Annotated in this window: 20 protein-coding genes; 3 read left to right on the top strand and 17 right to left on the bottom strand. The window is 41.1% G+C overall.

Annotated elements, in window-relative coordinates; genetic code table 11:
- Positions 1 to 62 precede the first annotated feature (62 nt).
- The 17 genes from sigG to GT508_RS07195 all read right to left on the bottom strand — a co-directional run bounded on the left by sigG (position 63) and on the right by GT508_RS07195 (position 18,559).
- Positions 63 to 839, bottom strand: a complete 777-nt coding sequence (gene sigG, locus GT508_RS07275) for an RNA polymerase sporulation sigma factor SigG (protein ID WP_055280954.1) — start codon at positions 837 to 839, stop codon at positions 63 to 65.
- Between the two features lie 126 nt (positions 840 to 965).
- Positions 966 to 2,573, bottom strand: a complete 1,608-nt coding sequence (locus GT508_RS07270; RefSeq protein WP_055280952.1) for an MBL fold metallo-hydrolase RNA specificity domain-containing protein — start codon at positions 2,571 to 2,573, stop codon at positions 966 to 968.
- A 37-nt stretch (positions 2,574 to 2,610) separates the two neighbouring features.
- The gene (sigE, locus tag GT508_RS07265; protein ID WP_055280951.1) at positions 2,611 to 3,351 is read right to left on the bottom strand and encodes an RNA polymerase sporulation sigma factor SigE; all 741 of its coding nucleotides are present in this window, start codon (positions 3,349 to 3,351) and stop codon (positions 2,611 to 2,613) included.
- Positions 3,317 to 4,147 (bottom strand): sigma-E processing peptidase SpoIIGA, encoded by an 831-nt coding sequence (locus tag GT508_RS07260; RefSeq protein WP_330576894.1) that lies wholly within the window; start codon positions 4,145 to 4,147, stop codon positions 3,317 to 3,319. Before GT508_RS07260 ends, sigE begins: the two co-directional genes overlap by 35 nt.
- Positions 4,148 to 4,439: 292 nt before the next feature.
- Positions 4,440 to 5,723 (bottom strand): cell division protein FtsZ, encoded by a 1,284-nt coding sequence (gene ftsZ / locus GT508_RS07255; RefSeq protein WP_028086707.1) that lies wholly within the window; start codon positions 5,721 to 5,723, stop codon positions 4,440 to 4,442.
- Between the two features lie 137 nt (positions 5,724 to 5,860).
- Positions 5,861 to 6,628: a hypothetical protein gene (locus GT508_RS07250; RefSeq protein ID WP_161143890.1), complete on the bottom strand. Its 768-nt coding sequence runs from the start codon at positions 6,626 to 6,628 to the stop codon at positions 5,861 to 5,863.
- Between the two features lie 34 nt (positions 6,629 to 6,662).
- A complete protein-coding gene (locus tag GT508_RS07245; protein WP_192934793.1) occupies positions 6,663 to 7,709 on the bottom strand; it encodes a peptidoglycan glycosyltransferase FtsW in 1,047 nt (348 codons plus the stop codon).
- 66 nt (positions 7,710 to 7,775) lie between these two features.
- Positions 7,776 to 9,131, bottom strand: a complete 1,356-nt coding sequence (murD, locus tag GT508_RS07240) for a UDP-N-acetylmuramoyl-L-alanine--D-glutamate ligase (RefSeq protein ID WP_161143888.1) — start codon at positions 9,129 to 9,131, stop codon at positions 7,776 to 7,778.
- 9 nt (positions 9,132 to 9,140) lie between these two features.
- Positions 9,141 to 10,097: a phospho-N-acetylmuramoyl-pentapeptide-transferase gene (mraY, locus tag GT508_RS07235; protein ID WP_028086711.1), complete on the bottom strand. Its 957-nt coding sequence runs from the start codon at positions 10,095 to 10,097 to the stop codon at positions 9,141 to 9,143.
- Positions 10,098 to 10,141: 44 nt separating this feature from the next.
- Positions 10,142 to 11,890: a peptidoglycan D,D-transpeptidase FtsI family protein gene (locus GT508_RS07230; protein ID WP_055280944.1), complete on the bottom strand. Its 1,749-nt coding sequence runs from the start codon at positions 11,888 to 11,890 to the stop codon at positions 10,142 to 10,144.
- Between the two features lie 79 nt (positions 11,891 to 11,969).
- A complete protein-coding gene (locus tag GT508_RS07225; protein ID WP_161143887.1) occupies positions 11,970 to 13,862 on the bottom strand; it encodes a peptidoglycan D,D-transpeptidase FtsI family protein in 1,893 nt (630 codons plus the stop codon).
- Positions 13,863 to 13,870: 8 nt separating this feature from the next.
- Positions 13,871 to 14,422 carry a fused uroporphyrinogen-III synthase HemD/membrane protein HemX gene (locus GT508_RS07220; protein WP_055280940.1) on the bottom strand — a complete coding sequence of 184 codons (552 nt, stop codon included), beginning with the start codon at positions 14,420 to 14,422 and terminating at the stop codon, positions 13,871 to 13,873.
- 40 nt (positions 14,423 to 14,462) lie between these two features.
- Complete coding sequence (gene rsmH, locus GT508_RS07215) at positions 14,463 to 15,398, bottom strand: 16S rRNA (cytosine(1402)-N(4))-methyltransferase RsmH (protein WP_028086715.1); 936 nt, start codon at positions 15,396 to 15,398, stop codon at positions 14,463 to 14,465.
- 11 nt (positions 15,399 to 15,409) lie between these two features.
- Positions 15,410 to 15,850 carry a division/cell wall cluster transcriptional repressor MraZ gene (gene mraZ / locus GT508_RS07210; RefSeq protein WP_028086716.1) on the bottom strand — a complete coding sequence of 147 codons (441 nt, stop codon included), beginning with the start codon at positions 15,848 to 15,850 and terminating at the stop codon, positions 15,410 to 15,412.
- A gap of 244 nt (positions 15,851 to 16,094) precedes the next feature.
- Positions 16,095 to 16,349 carry a hypothetical protein gene (locus tag GT508_RS07205; protein ID WP_028086717.1) on the bottom strand — a complete coding sequence of 85 codons (255 nt, stop codon included), beginning with the start codon at positions 16,347 to 16,349 and terminating at the stop codon, positions 16,095 to 16,097.
- 53 nt (positions 16,350 to 16,402) lie between these two features.
- Positions 16,403 to 17,242 (bottom strand): DegV family protein, encoded by an 840-nt coding sequence (locus tag GT508_RS07200; protein ID WP_055280938.1) that lies wholly within the window; start codon positions 17,240 to 17,242, stop codon positions 16,403 to 16,405.
- Positions 17,243 to 17,380: 138 nt separating this feature from the next.
- A complete protein-coding gene (locus GT508_RS07195) occupies positions 17,381 to 18,559 on the bottom strand; it encodes an FtsW/RodA/SpoVE family cell cycle protein (protein ID WP_161143886.1) in 1,179 nt (392 codons plus the stop codon).
- 123 nt (positions 18,560 to 18,682) lie between these two features.
- Here GT508_RS07195 and GT508_RS07190 point away from each other — a divergent pair, with 123 nt between their 5' ends.
- The 3 genes from GT508_RS07190 to GT508_RS07180 are packed head-to-tail and all read left to right on the top strand — an operon-like array spanning position 18,683 to position 19,857.
- On the top strand, positions 18,683 to 18,976 hold the full coding sequence (locus GT508_RS07190) for a spore coat associated protein CotJA (RefSeq protein ID WP_226850725.1): 294 nt from the start codon (positions 18,683 to 18,685) through the stop codon (positions 18,974 to 18,976).
- On the top strand, positions 18,973 to 19,242 hold the full coding sequence (locus tag GT508_RS07185; RefSeq protein WP_055280934.1) for a spore coat protein CotJB: 270 nt from the start codon (positions 18,973 to 18,975) through the stop codon (positions 19,240 to 19,242). The genes GT508_RS07190 and GT508_RS07185 overlap by 4 nt, the downstream gene beginning before the upstream one ends.
- A 3-nt stretch (positions 19,243 to 19,245) precedes the next feature.
- Positions 19,246 to 19,857 (top strand): manganese catalase family protein, encoded by a 612-nt coding sequence (locus GT508_RS07180; RefSeq protein ID WP_161143885.1) that lies wholly within the window; start codon positions 19,246 to 19,248, stop codon positions 19,855 to 19,857.
- Positions 19,858 to 20,044: the final 187 nt, after the last annotated feature.

The following is a 20,044-nucleotide window of genomic DNA, read 5'->3' as shown; positions in this document are numbered from 1 at the left end:
TCCTCCTGCAAATATCATAGTATGAGACCGTCAAAAATGCAATACCAAAAATGCGCCAGCCCTTAGATAAGGTACTGGCGCATAGTTTTCAACGCATTCTTCTCCAGCCTGCTGACCTGAGCCTGGGATATCCGTATCTCCTTTGCAACTTCCATCTGCGTTCTTCCCTGAAAGAACCGGAGCTTGATAATATAACGTTCCCGTTCATCAAGATGCTTCATTGCTTCCTCCAGTGACAGGTCTTCCACCCATTTTTCTTCTTTATTCGTCTGATCACTCAATTGATCCATCACATACAATGCATCTCCACCATCATTATAGACCGGTTCCTGCAGACTCATCGGTATCTGGATTGCATCCAAAGCAAACATAATATCCTCTTTGGATATGCCAATTTCTGTCGCAATTTCCTGCACCGTCGGTTCTTTCTGGTTCTTCTTTCTGTAACTTTCCCTTGCATAGATTGCTTTATATGCCGTATCTCTGAGTGACCGGCTGACACGAATGGAATTGTTATCTCTCATGTACCTTCTGATTTCTCCAATGATCATTGGTACTGCATAGGTGGAAAATTTTACCTCTAATTCTGTATTAAAATTATTAACCGCCTTAATCAGTCCGATACACCCAATCTGGAACAGATCATCCGGGTTCTCCCCGCTTGCCCCAAATCGTCTTATCACGCTCAGGACAAGTCGTAAATTTCCTTTAATGTACTCTTCTTTCGCTTCCCGGTCTCCTTCTTTGATGCGTACAAACAAAGCTTCCTTCTCCTCTTCATTCAGGATAGGAAGCTTTGCCGTATTCACACCACATATTTCTACCTTTCCCTGTGCCATTACAGACCTCCTGTCAGAATCTCATCCATCAGTTTCTATTAAGATGATGCTCCTTATCGCACAGGCTTATGCGGTTTCTTATCAAATAAAAAAAATTTTACTCCTTGACATCTGACAGATTCTGCGTTATCTATCCCACTTATCTGCCAGATTCTGGATCTGGGTCTCGAACTTGGCCATATCTTTATTCGCCAGGCCTTCATTCTTATACACAACGTTCAGCAAACGCTTTGCAGCTGCCACCAGACGATTAAATGCGGATGCACTCTTAAGCTTACTCGGTTTCTCATCTGATTTTTTCGGAATCTTCTGTCCGATCGTTATAATCTCATTTGCTGCGAGATCTACCGTTCCACCTGAATATGGTGCGAATGCCGGACAACCGAATGTATCTTCTACCAATTTTGCAAAATGATCTGTCACTGTATCTTCCCCATGCACAACCATTACGCGGTCCGGTATTTTTTCAAATCCCCTGATCCAGTCCAAAAGACCATTCATATCTGCATGTCCGCTGATCCCTTTCAATACCTCGATTCTGGCATTGACCGTGATATTCTCTCCAAACAGCTTTACACTCTCTGCACCCTCAATCAGTTTTCTTCCAAGCGTTCCGACTGCCTGATATCCCACAAAACAGATCGTGCATTCCGGACGCCACAGATTGTGCTTCAAATGATGCCGGATCCGTCCTGCTTCGCACATACCGGATGCAGACAGGATAACTTTCGGTTTTGTATCAAAGTTGATCTGTCTGGACTCATCACTGGTAATCGTCGTCTTCAGCCCCCGGAACAGCAGAGGATTGATCCCCTGATTTACCAATTCCATTGCTTCCTCATCAAAACATCCTTTGACATTTTTATTAAACACATTCGTCGCTTCGATTGCAAGCGGACTGTCCACATATACTTCAAATCCCGGAAATTCCGGAAGCAGATTCTTTTCTTTGATCTCACGGATAAAGTACAAAATCTCCTGCGTACGTCCAACCGCAAAAGAAGGAATCACCACATTGCCGCCTTTTTGGAATGTCTCTCTCAAAATCCTTGTAAACTCTCCCACATAATCTGGAATATCCTCACCATGTGTACGGTCTCCGTATGTAGATTCGATCACCAGATAGTCTGCCTCTTTTACTAACTGGGGATCTTTAATGATCGGCTGATTAACATTTCCCACATCTCCGGAAAATACAACCTTCTTTGAGACATCTCCTTCGGTTATCCATACTTCAATGCTTGCCGATCCAAGCAGATGCCCCACATCATTGAATCTTACTTCAATTCCGTCACACAACGTAATCTTCTGTCCGTAATCTACCGGTGCCAGAAGCTTCGTTGCGGCATCTGCGTCTGCAACCGTATAAATTGGTTCGTATTCCGGTTCTCCGCTTCTTCTTGCCTTCCTGTTTCTCCATTCCGCTTCAAATTCCTGAATATGTGCGCTGTCACGAAGCATAATATCACAAAGATCTGCCGTTGCAAATGTGGTAATGATCTCCCCGGAAAATCCTTTTTTCACCAGAAGCGGAATATTTCCGGAATGATCAATATGTGCATGTGTCAGAAGAATGTAATCTACATCTCCCGGTGCAACCGGAAGTTCCTGATTCTCGTAAAGATCCGGTCCCTGCTCCATTCCACAGTCAATCAAGATATTCTTTCCGCATGCTTCAAGAAGATGACAGCTTCCAGTCACTTCATGGGCTGCTCCAAAAAAACTAAGCCTCATATGACCAACCCCTTTTTCTTTTTATTGTAGCACATTTTCAGGAATACTTCACCATTTCCCGGCGCAATCTTTGCATAATCTTTTTCTCTAATCTGGATATGTAAGACTGGGAAATACCAAGCATATCTGCCACCTCTTTCTGTGTCTTTTCTTCTCCGTCGGCTGTCCCCAGACCGAACCTCATCCGGATGATCATCTGTTCCCTTCCTGACAGGCGGCTGATTGCTTTGATCAGTACTTTCTTCTCTGCATCATTTTCCAGATCCTTATAGACAGCATCTTCCTCTGTTCCCAAAATGTCCGACAACAGCAGTTCATTTCCATCCCAGTCAACGTTTAAAGGCTCATCAATCGACACTTCCATCTTGGTCTTACTATTTCTCCTCAGATACATCAGAATCTCATTTTCAATACATCTGGATGCATACGTTGCAAGTTTGATATTCTTATCTGGATCAAACGTATTAATTGCTTTTATCAACCCAATTGTACCTATGGAAATCAAATCCTCAACTCCTACTCCGGTATTATCAAATTTCTTTGCAATATACACAACCAGACGAAGATTGTGTTCAATCAGCATTTTTCTTGCCTGTTCATCATTCTCTGTCCCCAGTCCCCGTATTGCTTTCCTTTCTTCCTCTGTTTCCAATGGTGCCGGAAGAATATCTGATCCTCCTATATAATGAATGTCTTTTTTGTCTGAAAAAAAGAGAGACCGGAAATCCGGAATAACTTTCAATTTAAACTGATGTGGAACTGCCACTTTTATCACCATTTTTCTTTCCTCCTGTCAATATATCTGGATTGATAATCATCTGATAATTTTCTGAACCTAATTCTTCTTCACTTACTGCCACTAATGGATGTTCCACATTTATCTTGTTTCCATCCCGTATGATCTGCATCTTATCCAGCCGAAACGCCGGCATCACACCCTCTTTTTTCCCGATGGAATGATAAGAAATATATCTGAATCGTTCCGGTTTCTTTTCCTCTGTCAGTCTTCTTACAGATGCTCTGTCTATAATACTGACAGGATCATTACTGATCGTATCACTCAATGTATTCCCTGTATCTATCAGTCCTCTCAGTCTGTCATTTTTTTTTCCAAAAAACACTTCGACTTCACAGTAACGATTTCCTTTCTCTGAAAAGAATAAAATGATTTTCCAGATTACCGACACGAGGTAGTAACTGATTACAGCCAGTAAAAAGAACATACTTCCCCGCCTTATATACTGTTGAACGAACTGGAACACACCTCCCAGCAGAAATGACTCTATATACAAGAGCACCCATCCTCTGAACAATTCCCGGCCCCATTTTATTCCAAGGCCGGCCTTCATCATTACTACATTAATGACTCCATGAAATACTACAAATCTTAATACCGGTGTTTTCCTGAATATGACAATTGCAATACATGTCATCGCGGCTCCAGTTGCTGCTCCTGCAAAAACCCTTCCATACCCCGCCGGACAGGCAAGTAATTTCTTCAGAAGGATCAAAAGAATCGCATCCATTGTAAAATTCACCATAAAAAACACATCTACATATAATTCATAGTACACATCAGGCCTTCTTTCTCTTTCCGTGCACAGAAATAAATTTGTTGTTTTAAACAAGTAACATTATATAAATTTTTTCAAAAGGATTTTGTCAGATACTGTATGTGATTCCGTTTTTCGTTCGACAGCTCTCGTAACCCTGCGAACATATTAGTAAAACTAAGATACACAAAAAAAGACCGTATACAAGTCAGCTCACGCCAACCTGTGTACGATCTTTCTTATAGTAATGTATGTAAGAGAAACTGCCTGCGGCATATTCTCTGTATTCTAAGTAGTACTATTCTTTATGTGATTATTTTTTAAAGAAATCAGGAATTTTAATTGACTGTTCTTTCACCTTGCTTGTAGGTGTTCTAGGTGTATCCAGTGTAGGAGTGGTTCCACCCATTGGACGTCTTGTTGCAGTTCCCGTTGTCTCTCTCTGTGTTGTTGTTCCGAAATCAAGTCTTGGTGATACCGGACGTTCTGCCTGCGGTGTACGTACTGCCTGCTGCTGTCCATACATTGCACTGCTCTGACGTACTGGTCTCTCATATGCAGATGCATGTCCTTGCTGTCCATGTGGCATCGCAGATGTTCTTCCCTGATTTTCCAGTCTTGATTTTAATTTTGAAGCACTTCCGCCAACATTATGAAGTCCTGTAGCAATTACAGTAATTGTAGCTTCGTCTGCTCTGGAATCATCATACATTGCACCAAAAATGATGTTCGCATCTTCTCCGGCAAGTTCCTGTACATATTCTGCTGCATCGGATGCATCCATAAGTGTGATATCACCGGATACATTGATGATGACATGAGATGCTCCGGCAATAGTTGTCTCCAGAAGCGGACTGGCAACAGCCTGTTTTACAGCTTCCAGTGCTTTATCATCACCACGTCCCTGACCGATACCAATGTGGGCAATTCCCTTATCTGTCATAACTGTCTGTACATCTGCGAAGTCAAGGTTAATCAGTGAAGGTACATTGATCAGGTCTGTGATTCCCTGAATACCCTGCTGTAACACTTCGTCAGCTTTCTTCAAAGCTTCCGGCATTGTTGTACGTCTGTCTACGACTTCCAGCAGTTTATCATTCGGGATTACGATCAGTGTATCTACACTTTCTTTTAATTTTTCAATTCCTGCAAGGGCATTGTTCATACGTGTCTTTGACTCAAAACGGAAAGGCTTTGTTACAACACCAACTGTTAATGCTCCCTGTTCTTTTGCAATGCGGGCAACAACCGGTGTAGCACCTGTTCCTGTTCCGCCGCCCATACCACAAGTTACAAATACCATGTCAGCACCTTTCAGTGCTGCTGATACTTCTTCTGCACTTTCTTCTGCAGCTTTCTCACCAATCTCTGGTCTTGCACCAGCTCCCAGACCTTTTGTGATCTTATCACCGATCTGCATCAATGTCGGAGCTTTACACAGCTGAAGTGCCTGTTTATCTGTATTGATCGCTATAAATTCAACACCGGCAATCTGCTCATCAATCATTCGGTTTACTGCGTTATTACCGCCTCCACCGACTCCAACAACAATTATTTTTGCCGCTGCTTCTGATTCATTTGTTTTAATTTCTAGCAAGGGTTTCTCCTCCTTTGTTATCCTTATTATATATTATACATCCCATTGATAGAGCAAGTGAGATGAACTCAGTTTGCTATATATAGTATATAATATAGACTTTCGTGTAAAATATCAATAGAATTTCTCTAATTTTTCTAATTTTCTTGTGAAATTTCTTTCATCTCAAAAGTAATCGTAGTGTTATTCTCTGAATAGGTCTCCAAATGCAGGATTCCCTCTTTATCACCAAGCTTTTTTAAGATCGGCTTGATCTGAGCAATCTGTTCACCAGATACCTGGCTTCCCAGACAGGCACTTACATTTCCAAATTTCATATAGATCTGCTGCTGTTTTACCGTCACATTTTCCGGATATATCCCATATTTCTGACTTTCTGCACATGCTTCCAGTATTTCATTAAATTTTGTCTGATTTGATGTTCGGATCTGCTTATACAGTTTGCCTGATTTTATCTTCACTCCCTCTACAACCGGTATCTGCGCATCTTTTACCGAAGATTGTTTTACCACAAGTCCACTCTGATCAAAATAACTATAGGTTGTTCCGGTTTTCACGCACCCGGTAATTGCCTTTTCTTTTACCGTAATCTGCAGTGTCCACGGATTTTTCATTCTGACTTTTAAAGAATCCAGACATTTCGGTACGGCTCCTTTTCCCATAGAATATTTTGCAACTACATATAAAGAATTATCCGACAGCTTATCATTCTGCACGCAATTCACAATCTCCTGACTGTCACAGTACTCATTTCCGCTTACTTCTATTTCTTGAATATAGAACAGCAAAATACCTCCAATAATAATGATCGCTGCTGCCAACAGCAGAACAATCACTGCATATACATGATGCTTTTTTCCATTCTTCTTGTTCCCTTGTTTTTTCTTTGGCCTCTGGTTTCCCATATATGATTCAAACTTCCTTTCATCCACATGTATATTATTTTACCAAACATGACACATTCAACACAAGCCCCATTTCAAAAAGCAGGAACATAACCGAAGTTCCTCCATAACTGATGAATGGCAATGTAATTCCCGTATTCGGTATGGTATTTGTCACAACCGCAATATTAAGAATTACCTGTATCATCATGTGTGCCATTGCGCCGGATGCGATCAAAGCTCCCTCCAGATCGGGTGCATGAGATGCAATAATAAAAAAGCGCCATATCAGGATGAAAAATAATAACATTACAAATACTGCCCCGATCAATCCCATTTCCTCACAGATAATAGAAAATATCATATCATTCTGCGCTTCCGGTACAAATCCGAGTTTCTGGATACTGCTTCCAAGTCCCCTGCCAAACAATCCTCCTGATCCGATTGCATACAGCCCCTGAAGTGTCTGATAGCCTTTCTCATATTTTTCCGGATGCTGCCAGATCTGCAGCCGTTCAAGCCGGTAACTTTCCATAGCAAGAAATATCCCCATAAATGCACACCCCAGACACACCATCCACGCAAATTGCCCATACTTCGGACTTGCGACAAATACCAGGATGACTGCTATTCCCAGAATAATAACCGCTGTGCTCAAATTGCTCGCCCCAACCAGACCTACAATTGGCAGCACACTGATAACAATCTTGCAGACTGTTAAAAATTTCCACATTTTTTCTGCATTTCTTAGTATGATATATGTCAGGAACAGAATCACCGCAACCTTTGCAAACTCCGATGGCTGAAAAGAAAATGGTCCAAAAGACAACCATCTTTTGGACCCATTGTATTCTTCTCCGAACAACATTACCAGTACTCCGAGTAAAATAGATAACAGATATCCCGGAACTGCCCACTTTTTCCAGATATGATAGTCTATATTTGCTATACACCACATACCCATAATCCCGAGAAGCGTTGCAAATACCTGCTTTTTCAGATAATAAAACGTATCCTGGAATTTTATCTCTCCATTATATGCACTTGTGCTGTAGAGAATCACAAGACCAGTTACGATAATGATTGCCAGTACTAATATCAGAACTCTGTCACATTTTTTCTGTTCCGTTTGTTCTGACTGCCACGAATACTTCAACCCGTTCACTCCTTATAAGGAATTTACAATCTCTTTGAACTTCTCTCCGCGTACTTCGTAACTTGGGAACATATCCCAGCTTGCACATGCCGGTGAAAGCAGAACCGCTTCTCCCTCTTTTGCAATCTTCGCTGCCGTGAGCACTGCTTCTTCAAATGAATCTACAAACATATAATCAGTAAATCCGCACTTTTCAGCGTCAGCAGCAATTTTTTCTCTGGTATTCCCAAGAAGAATCAGTTTTTTTACTTTTCCGTCAAAACTTTCTATCCACTCTGTATATTCAGAGCCTTTATCATATCCGCCGCCAATCAGAACAGTCGGACGCTTCATTGCCTGGATTCCTTTGATCGCAGCATCTGGATTGGTTCCTTTTGAATCGTTATAATATGTAACTCCATTCTTCTCTGTTACATATTCAATACGATGCTCCACACCACCAAACGCTTTCACACTTTCACGGATCACTCCTACAGGAACTCCGTAAACTGCTGCCATCGCACATGCCGCCATAACATTCTCGTGATTGTGTGTTCCAAGAATCTGCAGTTCATCTACATGGCAGATCGTCTCTTTTACACCTTCATAATTGTAGATGATATTTCCCTCTTCCAGATATATTCCCTCTTCCAGTTTACGCTGACTGCTGAAATATAGAACTCTGGCTTTTACTTCATTGCCAAATTCCCTTGTCAGTTTGTCTTCATAATTCAGGATACAGTAGTCTTCTTCTGTCTGATTCTTTGCAATATTCTTCTTTGCATTCACATACGCTTCCATCGTATGATGCCGGTTCAGATGATCCGGTGTAAAATTAAGAATTGCACTGACCCTCGGACGGAATTCAACAATACTTTCCAACTGGAAACTGCTCATCTCCGCAACCGTGATCGAATTCTCTGTCATATCTTCTACCGCAGTTGTGTACGGTGTTCCAATGTTTCCAACAACAAATACATCATCCTGATAATTCTTCATAATCTCACCAAGAAGTGTAGTTGTAGTCGTCTTGCCGTTCGTTCCTGTAATAGCAAGAACATCGCCTTTTCCAAACTGATAAGCAAGCTCCACCTCTCCGATAACCGTAATTCCCTGCTTACGCATCTTTTCGATCACCGGAAGGTCTGTCGGAACTCCCGGACTTAATACAGTCATATCAAGTTCTGCAAGGATTTCTTCAGGAAACTCACCAATTATGATCTTTGCGTTGCTGTCTGCACCGGACTGCTGTCTTACTTTTTCTTCCATAAGCTTCTTATTTCCATCATACAGTACGACTTCCGCTCCCTGTCTTTCCAGAATCTTTCCAGCTCCGATTCCACTGATTCCAAGACCAAATACAAGTACTTTTTTTCCTTTTACTTCCATGTTACCCTCCTACATAGCCATCAGTGCGATCAGGCATAAAATTGCTGTGATAATCGAAAATACTGCAACAACTCTTGTCTCTGACCATCCGCACAGTTCAAAATGATGATGTATCGGCGCCATCTTAAAGATTCTTTTACCGCCGGTCTTTTTAAAATATGTTACCTGGATCATAACGGATAATACTTCTACCAGATAGATAAATCCAACAATGATGATGAAAATCGGCATCTGGAGCATATATGCTGCGGATGCTACAAATCCTCCCAGCGCCAGGGAACCCGTATCCCCCATAAACACACTTGCCGGATATACATTAAACAGCAGAAATCCAAGGAGTGCTCCCACCACCGCACAGGTAATCGGCTCAATTCCGCTTTTTGTTCCAATTGCGACAACCGTAAAGAATGTTGCAACCAAAACCGTAACACTGGATGCCAGGCCGTCCAGTCCATCTGTAAAATTCACACCATTTACGGTTCCGATCACTACAAAGAACATCAATGGAATTGCCAGCCATCCAATGTTCAGATATCTTCCCCCACTAAAAGGAATCAGCATTGTAAGTGGAACCCCTGCAAATTTCACCATATAAAATGCAAAGATTGCTGTTACCACGATCTGAAGTGCCATCTTCTGCTTTGGATATAACCCGTCCGAACGTTTCATTACAACTTTCAGATAATCATCCAAAAATCCGATCAGACCAAATCCAAGTGTCAAAAACAGGATCGGAATGATCTTCGGATAACGTCCGATATAAATAACGGAAGTGATCACAACCGCCAACAGGATCATTACGCCTCCCATCGTCGGAGTTCCTGCTTTCTTCAAATGAGACTGCACTCCATCTTCTCTCTCCGTCTGATCCATCTTAAGTCTTCTGAGTACAGGTATCACAAGAGGACCAAGAATCACACTTAACACAAATGAAATCAATACCGGAATAAACACCTTATAATCCATAATCCACCTCTTTAATTCTTTTGTTATTCAGTTAATCTCTAACTTTACCTAGTATACTGCATTTCCAATTGTTTTTCAATGCCAAGATAAGGCAATATATTTTCGAAAATATTACCGATTACCGGAGCTGCGATCGTACCTCCGTAATAAATTCCCTGCGGATCATAGATCACACACATTCCCAGGATCTTTGGATCATCTGCCGGGGCAAATCCCACAAAAGAAGATATGTACTTGTTCGCACTTCTCGGTAATGTCTGGGAGGTCGCCGTCTTGCCTCCGATTCTGTATCCTTCCACATACGCATTCTTTCCGGACCCTTCAGAAACGACACTTTCCAGAAGTATCCTCATAGTCTCAGATGTCTTTTCCGAAACAATATGCTTTTTTTCACTATAGTGAAATTCTTTCGTTACTTTCCCGTCTTCATTCAGGATCTCCGTTCCAAAGTGCGGCGTCACTCTCTTTCCCCCATTGATCAGTGCACTTACTGTCGCTGCAAGCTGGATTGGTGTAATCTGGAACGACTGTCCAAAACTGATCGTAGCCAGTTCTACCTGTCCGATATTTTCCTTTTTATGCATGATCGTCCCTGCTTCTCCCGGGATATCTACCCCCGTCAGATTCATCAGACCAAACTTATGAAAATAATCGCAAAATCTATCGACTCCGATACGAAGTCCCAGTTCTATAAATACCGGATTGCATGAGTTCTGTATACCCTGCACAAAGTTCTCCGTACCATGCCCTCCCACCTTATGACACCGTATCCTGCGGTCTTCTACCATTTTATATCCGGGACATTGAAACTGATCTGTAAGACGGACTACCCCTTCTTCCAGACCTGCAGATGCTGTAATGATCTTAAATGTGCTCCCCGGCTCATAAGTATCGTTGATACATCCGTTTCTCCACATCTGATTCAGAGCATCCTGCTTCTGCTCATCCGTCATATTTTCATCCGACTCTTCTTCCGTATTCAGCTCAAACGGCCGGTTCAGATTGAATTCCGGAACGTTTACCATCGCATATATTTCCCCGTTCTGAGGATTCATAAGAAGAATTGCCGTTTTTTCCGCCTGCTTTTCCTGCCGCACTTTTTCCGCCATCTGCATAGCATACTTCTGCATATTATAATCCAGACTGATCTTTAATGTATTACCTGCCACTGGCTCTTTTCTGTCTTCTGCGACACCATCCAGTTCAATTCCTCTTGCATCTGTTGTTGTCAGGATCTTACCGTCAACACCTTTCAGATATTTATCATATTTTACCTCAAGTCCGATGATTCCCTGATTGTCAGCTCCGGTAAACCCCAATACTTTAGAGGCAAGCGCATCATATGGATAAAATCTTTTAAAATCTTCATCTACTTTTACTCCTGCCATCCCCAGATTTCGGATCTTATCTCCCGTTTTTTTATCCACATTTGATTTTATCCTTTCTATGGATGATATCTTTTCCACACGTTTGCGCACCTCACTGCTATTCATTTCAAGAAGTTCCGATAAGTTATCAATGACTGTTTCCGCTTCCCTGATCTGACTATGGATCACAGAAATTGTACATACCGTCCGGTTTGTTGCCAAAACTTTCCCATTCCTGTCAAGGATTTCTCCTCTCGCAGCCTTAATGTCACGTTCCCTCTCATGCAGATCTTCCGCTTTTTTCTGATAATATTCTGCATCAAATACCATAAGATAGGTCAGTCTTCCGATCAAAACAAATATCATCGCAAAGGCTCCGGCGAATACTACCAGTATTTTTCTTTTATGAAATGTTTTGTTTTTCATAATAAAAAATCCTCATAGAAGTTTTTCTTATAATTTATGAAAACTTCTATGAGGTTATGAATTCCATATACTTTTACAGTTATTCCTGTGCTGTCTGTGTTGTTGTCTCTTCTGCGGATGTTTCTATAGTATCAGACGCACCATCTTTTTTCTCTACTCCAAGATAAGGGAATATATCTGTCATGATCTGTGATGCAAGCTGTGTTGCATAACCACTGTTTGCCTGAACAGCCGAGTTTGGCTCATCAATGACAACATACACCATAACCTGTGGATTTTCCTGTGGTGCATATCCGATGAAAGAAACAAGATATTTTCCATTTCCACGAGGCAGCTTCTCGGCTGTACCGGTCTTACCTCCGACAGCATACCCCTCTACCGCCGCACTCGCACCGGTTCCTTCCTCAACAACTCCCAGCATATAATCCTTAATGATATCACTGGTCTCTTTTGAAATTGTTTTCTTAACCAGCACCGGATCTTTGTTCTCTGTAACATTTCCATTTTCATCCTGAATCTGCTTTACAACATGCGGCTCATAATAATTGCCGCCATTGAGCAGCGAACAGAAAGATGCCGCCATCTGAGTCATTGTAACATTAAAATTCTGCCCAAATGCATTTGTCGCCAGACTGGCCGGATCCATAGTCGCCGGTGTATACAACAGTCCGCTTGTCTCTCCCTCTCCCGGAAGATCGATTCCTGTATATTCTCCGAACCCAAACAATCTTTGATACCTGCAGAATTCTTCTGTTCCGATACTTTCACCGATCTGCATCAGTGCAACGTTGCACGAATTCTCCAAAGCCTGTTTCAACGTCTCCGGCCCGTGTCCTGATCTGTTACTACAGTGAATGTCATGATCTCCCACGTGCAATACACCGCCGCAGACATAATTCTCATTTCCTGTAAGATCTCCAAGTTCAAGACCTGCCGATATGGTAAATGGTTTGAATGTCGATCCCGGTTCATACGTATTGCTGACACAATAATTATTCCAAAGATCATTCAGTATATTCAGCTTTTCTTTATCCGTCATCTTTTTCAGCTGTGCTTTTGTATAATACTTTGTCAGATCTCTTGGATGATTCAGATCATAATTCGGATACGAAGCTTCTGCAAGAATCTCTCCATTCTGAGGATTCATCACGATCACTCCGGTATTCTTACTTCCTTCTCCCTCTGTCTCTTCATCCTTGTGTTCTTCGTTAAATGCAAGTATATGCTGTTCTACAATACTCTGCACCTGAAGATCAATTGTTGATACAACAGTGCTTCCATTATCCGGTTCCTTCACAGTTCTTTCAAATCCAGAACTTTCATCCAGATACCCATACTCCCTGCCATCTGTTCCATTCAGAATGGAATTATATGATGCCTCTATTCCATTACTTCCTACATTTCCATTCGTTGTAAATCCGATTACATCACTTGCCAGTGTTTTATACGGATATTGCCTTGTATAATCTTCCTCCAGCCATACGCCCTGCACATTAGGATTATGCTTCGTATCTGCTGTAATCTTCTCAAATTCCTGCGCCTTTGCATAGCTGACTCCTTTTTTCAGGACAATATATCGGCTGCTCGGATTCTTCTTCACCTGAGTACGGATTGCTTTCTTCTTCAAACTGAAGCACTCTGCCAATACTTTTACTGTCGGATTCATATACTTTTTGTTACTTGTTATCACTTTGGCATCGACTACAACATTATATACTCTCTCACTTGTCGCAAGTTTCGTACCGTTACGGTCTACGATATCTCCACGTTTAAATGGAATCGTACGGTTATTATACTGTTGTTGATCCAGCACGACTTTGGTATATTTTTCTCCTTTCGAAGCATTGATATAAGTAATCCACCCTATCAAGAAAACAAAAGCTAGTATGATTACTCCAAAGAGCATTACTAGCTTTCTCTGCATAAGGCCTGAAATTTTTTTCTTAAAGAAATTTTTCTTCTTTCTTGCCATATTTCCACCTATTTCTTATTCTTGTCTGACTGAGCAAGTACACCATTTTCCGGAATATTTTCATACTGTTTTACATAGTCTGAAGCAGGATTATCATATTCCACGATCTGATCAGCCGCAGCATATGTCATGCCAAGTTGATTGATCGCTCTTTCCCGGATCTCGTCAAGATTGACAGAATCCACTACTGCGTTATATTTTGTCGTATTTTCCTCTTTCAGATCCGCCAGTTCTTCCTGTAATGCAGTGACATGTTTGGATCTTCGAGTCAGTTCCGACTGTAAGCGTACATAATTAACGCACAATAACAGCACAACAGTTGCTGCAACTGCGAGAAAAATCACATAAGCTGCATTCATATGCAGTGCACGATTTCTGTTCTTCTGCACCTGTCTGCTTACTTTCTTTTTTGGTTTTGCAGATGATTTTCTTCTTCGCGGTTCATATTCCGGCTTGGTAACTATATTACCATACATATAAGCCTGTCTGCTTCCATACTGCATGGAACGATATCCACCGGACTGGCGTCTATCGCTTGCATAAGATCTTCTTGCTGCCATCTACGCCACTCCTTTCTATCTGATCACATATCATTCTTCATTAAGAACGCTCAAATATTCTGAGTTTCGCACTTTTAGAACGACTGTTATACTCTAATTCTTCTTCACTTGGAAGAATCGGCTTTCTGGTAACAACACGCCCTTTAGAAACATTGCCACATACACACACAGGAAAATCCGGAGGGCAGGTGCATGGATTCTCATTTTTCTTAAATGCACTCTTTACAATCCGGTCTTCCAGCGAATGGAATGTAATAATACACAATCTTCCACCCGGGTTTAGTATTTCAATCATGTCATCCAGAGAATTTTTCAATACTTCTAATTCTCTGTTCAGTTCAATCCGAATAGCCTGAAATGTTCTCTTTGCAGGATGTCCGGATTTTTTCTGATATTTCATTGGTATTGAAGCTCTGATGATCTCTGTCAGCTGCCCCGTTGTTTCAATCGGACTTTTCCCGCGTGCCGCCACGATATGTTTTGCAATATTTTTTGCAAACTTATCCTCCCCGTAGTCTCTGATCACGCGGTACAAATCCATCTCTGAGTAATCATTGACGATGTCTCTGGCAGTCATCTTCTGACGTCTGTCCATTCTCATATCCAGAGGTGCATCTTCGCGATAGGAAAATCCCCGATCTGCCGTATCTAACTGATAAGAAGATACGCCCAGATCAAGTACTATTCCATCGACCTTGTCAATTCCCTGTTCTTGAAGCTTCGACTTCATATCACAATAATTGCTTCGGATTATTGTGACCTTCTCCCCGAAGTCTTTTAATCGGATGCCTGCAGCTTCGATTGCTGCTTCATCCTGGTCTATTCCTATAATACTCCCTTTTTCACCGAGACGCCTGCACACCTCGTATGCATGTCCGCCTCCACCAAGCGTTCCGTCTACATAGATACCATCCGGCTTGATGTTTAATCCTTCAATTGTCTCATTCAGTAATACTGATTTGTGTTCGAATCCCATATCTTCTCCCTCTAGATACTGAATCCGTTTTCTTCCATATCAGATGCAATATCTTCAATGTTAAGTTCCACTTCAGCATTCTTTTCATCCCATCTTGCCTTATCCCAGATCTCGGCACGCTTCCCCATACCGATGAATACAACTTCTTTATCCAGATGTGCAAATGTACGCAGTACAGAAGGGATTAGAGTTCTGCCTTGCTTATCAAGGTCGCCGTCCGCTGCACTTCCCTGAAAGAAATATGCAAACGCACGTGCTTTTTTGTCAGTGGTGGTTGGCAATGCATTAAGTTTTTCTTCAAAAGTGTTCCATTCTGCTTCCGGATATACGTACAGACAATTCTCCATTCCTTTTGTAATGACGAAATGCTCCCCTAAATCGTCACGAAACTTGGCCGGAATGATCAGCCGCCCTTTGGCATCAATATTATGACTGTACTCTCCTTTCAGCATAGAATTCTCCTTTTCCCGGTGGTATCTTCTGAAGTTCTTCCGGTAAAATCAGTTATTCTTCCTTTCCGGCTTCATCCATTTTCATACCACTTTGTTCCACTTTTCACCACTTTCTACCACTTGAACCCATTGTAAACTACTTTTTTACTGTTTTCAAGCCTTTTAGGGAAATTAAGAGAATTTTAAGGCAAAAAAATAGTGAACAGGATTTTTCCTGTTCACTCGCATTTTTCTTTCTTCTTCTCTATTCGGCCGACGTTCCGTTATCTGACAAAGACTGACTGAGACTTGCTATTGCAGAATAATCAACCGTTACTTCCTGCTTCGGCTGTTTTGACTCATATATATTATATATAGAAAAACCTGCCATTCCTATCAGTGCTGCTGCAACGATACATGCCACACCTCTGCGCAGATAGCTTTGTATCTTTTCTTTTTTCATCTGCTTCTTCCGGTTTTTCTTCGCTTCTTTATATTTATCTACTTTTGCCTGACTCATAGTTCTTTTGCTCCTTTTTTTCCGATGTATCTATTCTACCACACTCCATCGGATTATACAACTACAATCACGCCTCCGTCAGCTGCATACATACTACTGATTCCCGCAGTATCTACAATAATAATATCTTTGAATCCTGCTTTTTCAAGAAGCATATTTTTCACTGTCTCTGCGCGTTCTCTGCAATTGCAGTGAGAGATCGCAAGTATCTTCTCTTCCGGGTTCTTAAGATCAGCCACTATTTGTTCCACCATTCTGACCAGCCCTTTTTTCATTCCTCTTGTATTTGCAAGCTGTTGAATATTTCCATCCGGAGTAGATCCCATCACCGGCTTAATATTTAATGCCGTTGCGACCACTGCTTTTAACCCTTTCAGTCTTCCGTTCTTTTTCAGTATATCCAATGTTTCCAGTAAGAAATAGGTATGCTGCTCTTCAATATAAGCTTCTACTGTATCAATTACTTCCTTAAAGCTGAGTCCTTTTTTCTCACATTCGGCAATCTTCAACCCGATCAGCGTCTCTCCTACCGATGCCGATCTGGAATTAAATACGTAAATATCCTTCTCTCCGTATTCTTCTTCGTATAAATTCTTTCCAAGTACCGCACTGTTATAAGAACCGCTGAGTTCTGCAGACAACGTCACTGCATATATGTGCTCTGCCTCACAGTGATATTCTTCCATATAACGTTCCGGAGACGGGCATGATGACTTCGGGCATTCTTCAGATTCTCTGATCTTCTTCAAAAAATCTGCCTGATCAAATGTTTCATCATCTACGATATGATGTCCGCCAACATCGATCTGTAACGAAGCTGTCTCGAAATTTCCCGATTTCTTCATTTCTTCTGTCAATTCACCACAACTATCTATGATAATCTTGTAACTCATATATTCCTCCCAATGTAACGTATTATTACTTTATATTATTGATATCAAAACTCTTTCCGAGTCATCTATTCTCATCAGAAGTAGTTTTAAATACTACATTATTTATCATAGCATATTTGCAAAAGAAATGAAAGCTTTTTATTCAGCAATTTTAATCTTTGAAGAGACTCCCAATGCCAGTCCCATTTCCGCCATTAAGAATAGCACCGACGTACCGCCATAGCTGATAAAGGGAAGTGTGATTCCTGTTGTCGGAATACAATTGATCACAACCATAACATTTAATATTACCTGCAATGCAATATGTGCAAATATTCCGCTCACCACTAATGAACCATAAAGATCCGGTGCATTCTGCGCAATAAATAATAATCTGTACAGAAGCATTCCGAACAGGATCAGAACCATGATTGCACCAAATACTCCAAGCTCCTCACAGATAATAGAAAGAATCATATCATTCTGAACTTCTGGAATGATCATTTTCTGGGCACTGTTACCAAGACCTTTTCCCAAAAATCCTCCTGATCCAATTGCGTACAATGCCTGCATGATCTGGTAGCCGCCTTCTGATGCATATTTCTCTGGATTCAGCCATACCAGAATACGTCTCAGACGGAAGTTCCCGCTGGTCTCCATTGCCATACCAAGAACCCTCGCACCGACAATTCCTATTAAAATAATTCCTACGGCAATTATGATAAATATTCTTGTCTTTGGATGTACCACAAAAATCATAATACACGTAATTCCCATAACAATAATTGCCGTACTTAAATTTTCCGTAATAATAAAGACTACTGCTGCTGAAAAAGCCCCCCATGCCAGTACTTTCACAATTCCTTCCAGCGTCTTTATCTCTCTTCCCATCGTACAGATCAATGCCGGAATAAACAATATGATCGCAATCTTGGCAATCTCTGCCGGCTGCAGCTGCTGTCCGAACGGAAGTTTAATCCATCTTTTTGCTCCATTTACTTCTTTTCCCAATGGTGTCTTTACAAGGAACATCATAAAAATAGAAATAAAATAGAAGAACTTTGATCTTTCAAAATACCAATGATAATCTATTCTACTTACGATCCACATCCCGATCAAACCCACAATGCAGAACAGGACTTGTCTTTTAAAGTAAAACAGGCTGTCTCCGTTTTGTTTCATCATTGCGCTGTAAGAGCTCGTACTATATAGCATGACCAGTCCAAAGCAGATCAGGCAGATCAATATTGCCAGCAGACTGTAATCGAAGTATGCGATGCTGTGTTCTTTCTTTTTCACTCTGGTATTCGTGCTTCTTTTTTTATTTTCTTTTACCATATTCTACTCTCCAATCGTATCTATTATACTCAGATACGTTCTTAAAAACAACTGTCTGATTCACAACTTTCTTTAATTTTCATATACTATTATTGCATAATCTTATCGAAAGGAGTACTTTAAATGCCAAATTATCGTTATAATACGCCGGATTATATGCGTCAAAACCATTCTAACGGATGTCATGTCGGTGGAAGCAACAGAACAATGCCGCCTTCTGTATCACCGTCCACACCGTCCCGTCCGTGCTGTAATATTTACGATCACGACAAATTAAGCGGTCTTTCCATTGCAATGGCCTATGTTCCATGGCAGGAGTGGCGCTCTCTCTATGAAGTTGAAAAAGGATTCCGATGCGGAACTATTTTTGCCGAACTGAATCTTCCATTTTGTTGGAAAGGTGGTAGTCCTCGATGAATGAAAACAGACCTTGTAAAAAAGAGCTTCTGGAATGGATCAATATCGTAAGTTTTGCTGTTGATGACGTAAAATTATTTCTCGACACACATCCAAATTGTCCTGAAGCCCTGGAATTCTTTGATGAATTTAAAAAACAGCGTGTGCAGGCCTTAAAGGAATACGCAAAATATTATGGACCTCTAACACTGGATACTGCAAATACACCTATGGATTGCTGGAAATGGATCAATGAACCTTGGCCATGGCAGGAAGGAGGATGTTAATTTATGTGGAATTATGAAAAACGGTTACAATACCCTGTTAAAATTACTCAGACAAATCCAAAGATTGCTCAGATTATCTTATCACAGTTCGGTGGACCGGATGGAGAATTAGGAGCTTCTTTGAGATATTTTTCTCAGAGATATACCATGCCTTATAATGAAGTAATTGGCACACTAACAGACATTGCTACCGAAGAATTTGCCCATATGGAAATCATATGCGCCATTGTACACCAGCTCACACGCAATCTGACTCCGGAACAGCTTGAAAAATCCGGTTTTGATAAATATTATGTTGACCATACACTTGCTCTTTGGCCACAGGCTGCCAGTGGAACTCCTTGGAGTGCTACAACTTTCCAGTCTAAAGGTGACCCTATTACAGATCTTCATGAAGATATGGCTGCCGAACAAAAAGCCCGTACTACCTATGATAATATTTTGCGTCTTATCAAAGATCCTGAAGTCTGTGATCCGATCCGATTCCTTCGCGAACGTGAAATTGTTCATTATCAACGTTTTGGAGAAAGCCTCAGAATTGTCCAGGATAAATTAGATAGTAAAAACTTCTACGCATTTAATCCTGAATTTGATCATAAATCTTGTTGTAAATAAATATAAAAATTCTCTCACTGATATTTTTTCTGTAAAAAAAGCAACCAACATATGTTGATTGCTTTTTACCTTTTATATATACCTTCAAAACTGCATACAAGAAATATTTCTTTCATCCTACCTATCACCTTGCTTGGTCATGCCCTCGACCGATTAGTATCAGTCAGCTCCATACATTACTGTACTT

This window comes from Dorea sp. BIOML-A1, assembly GCF_009875615.1.
GTDB lineage: Bacteria > Bacillota > Clostridia > Lachnospirales > Lachnospiraceae > Dorea_A > Dorea_A amylophila.
This window is presented reverse-complemented; position numbering and strand designations above follow the sequence as displayed.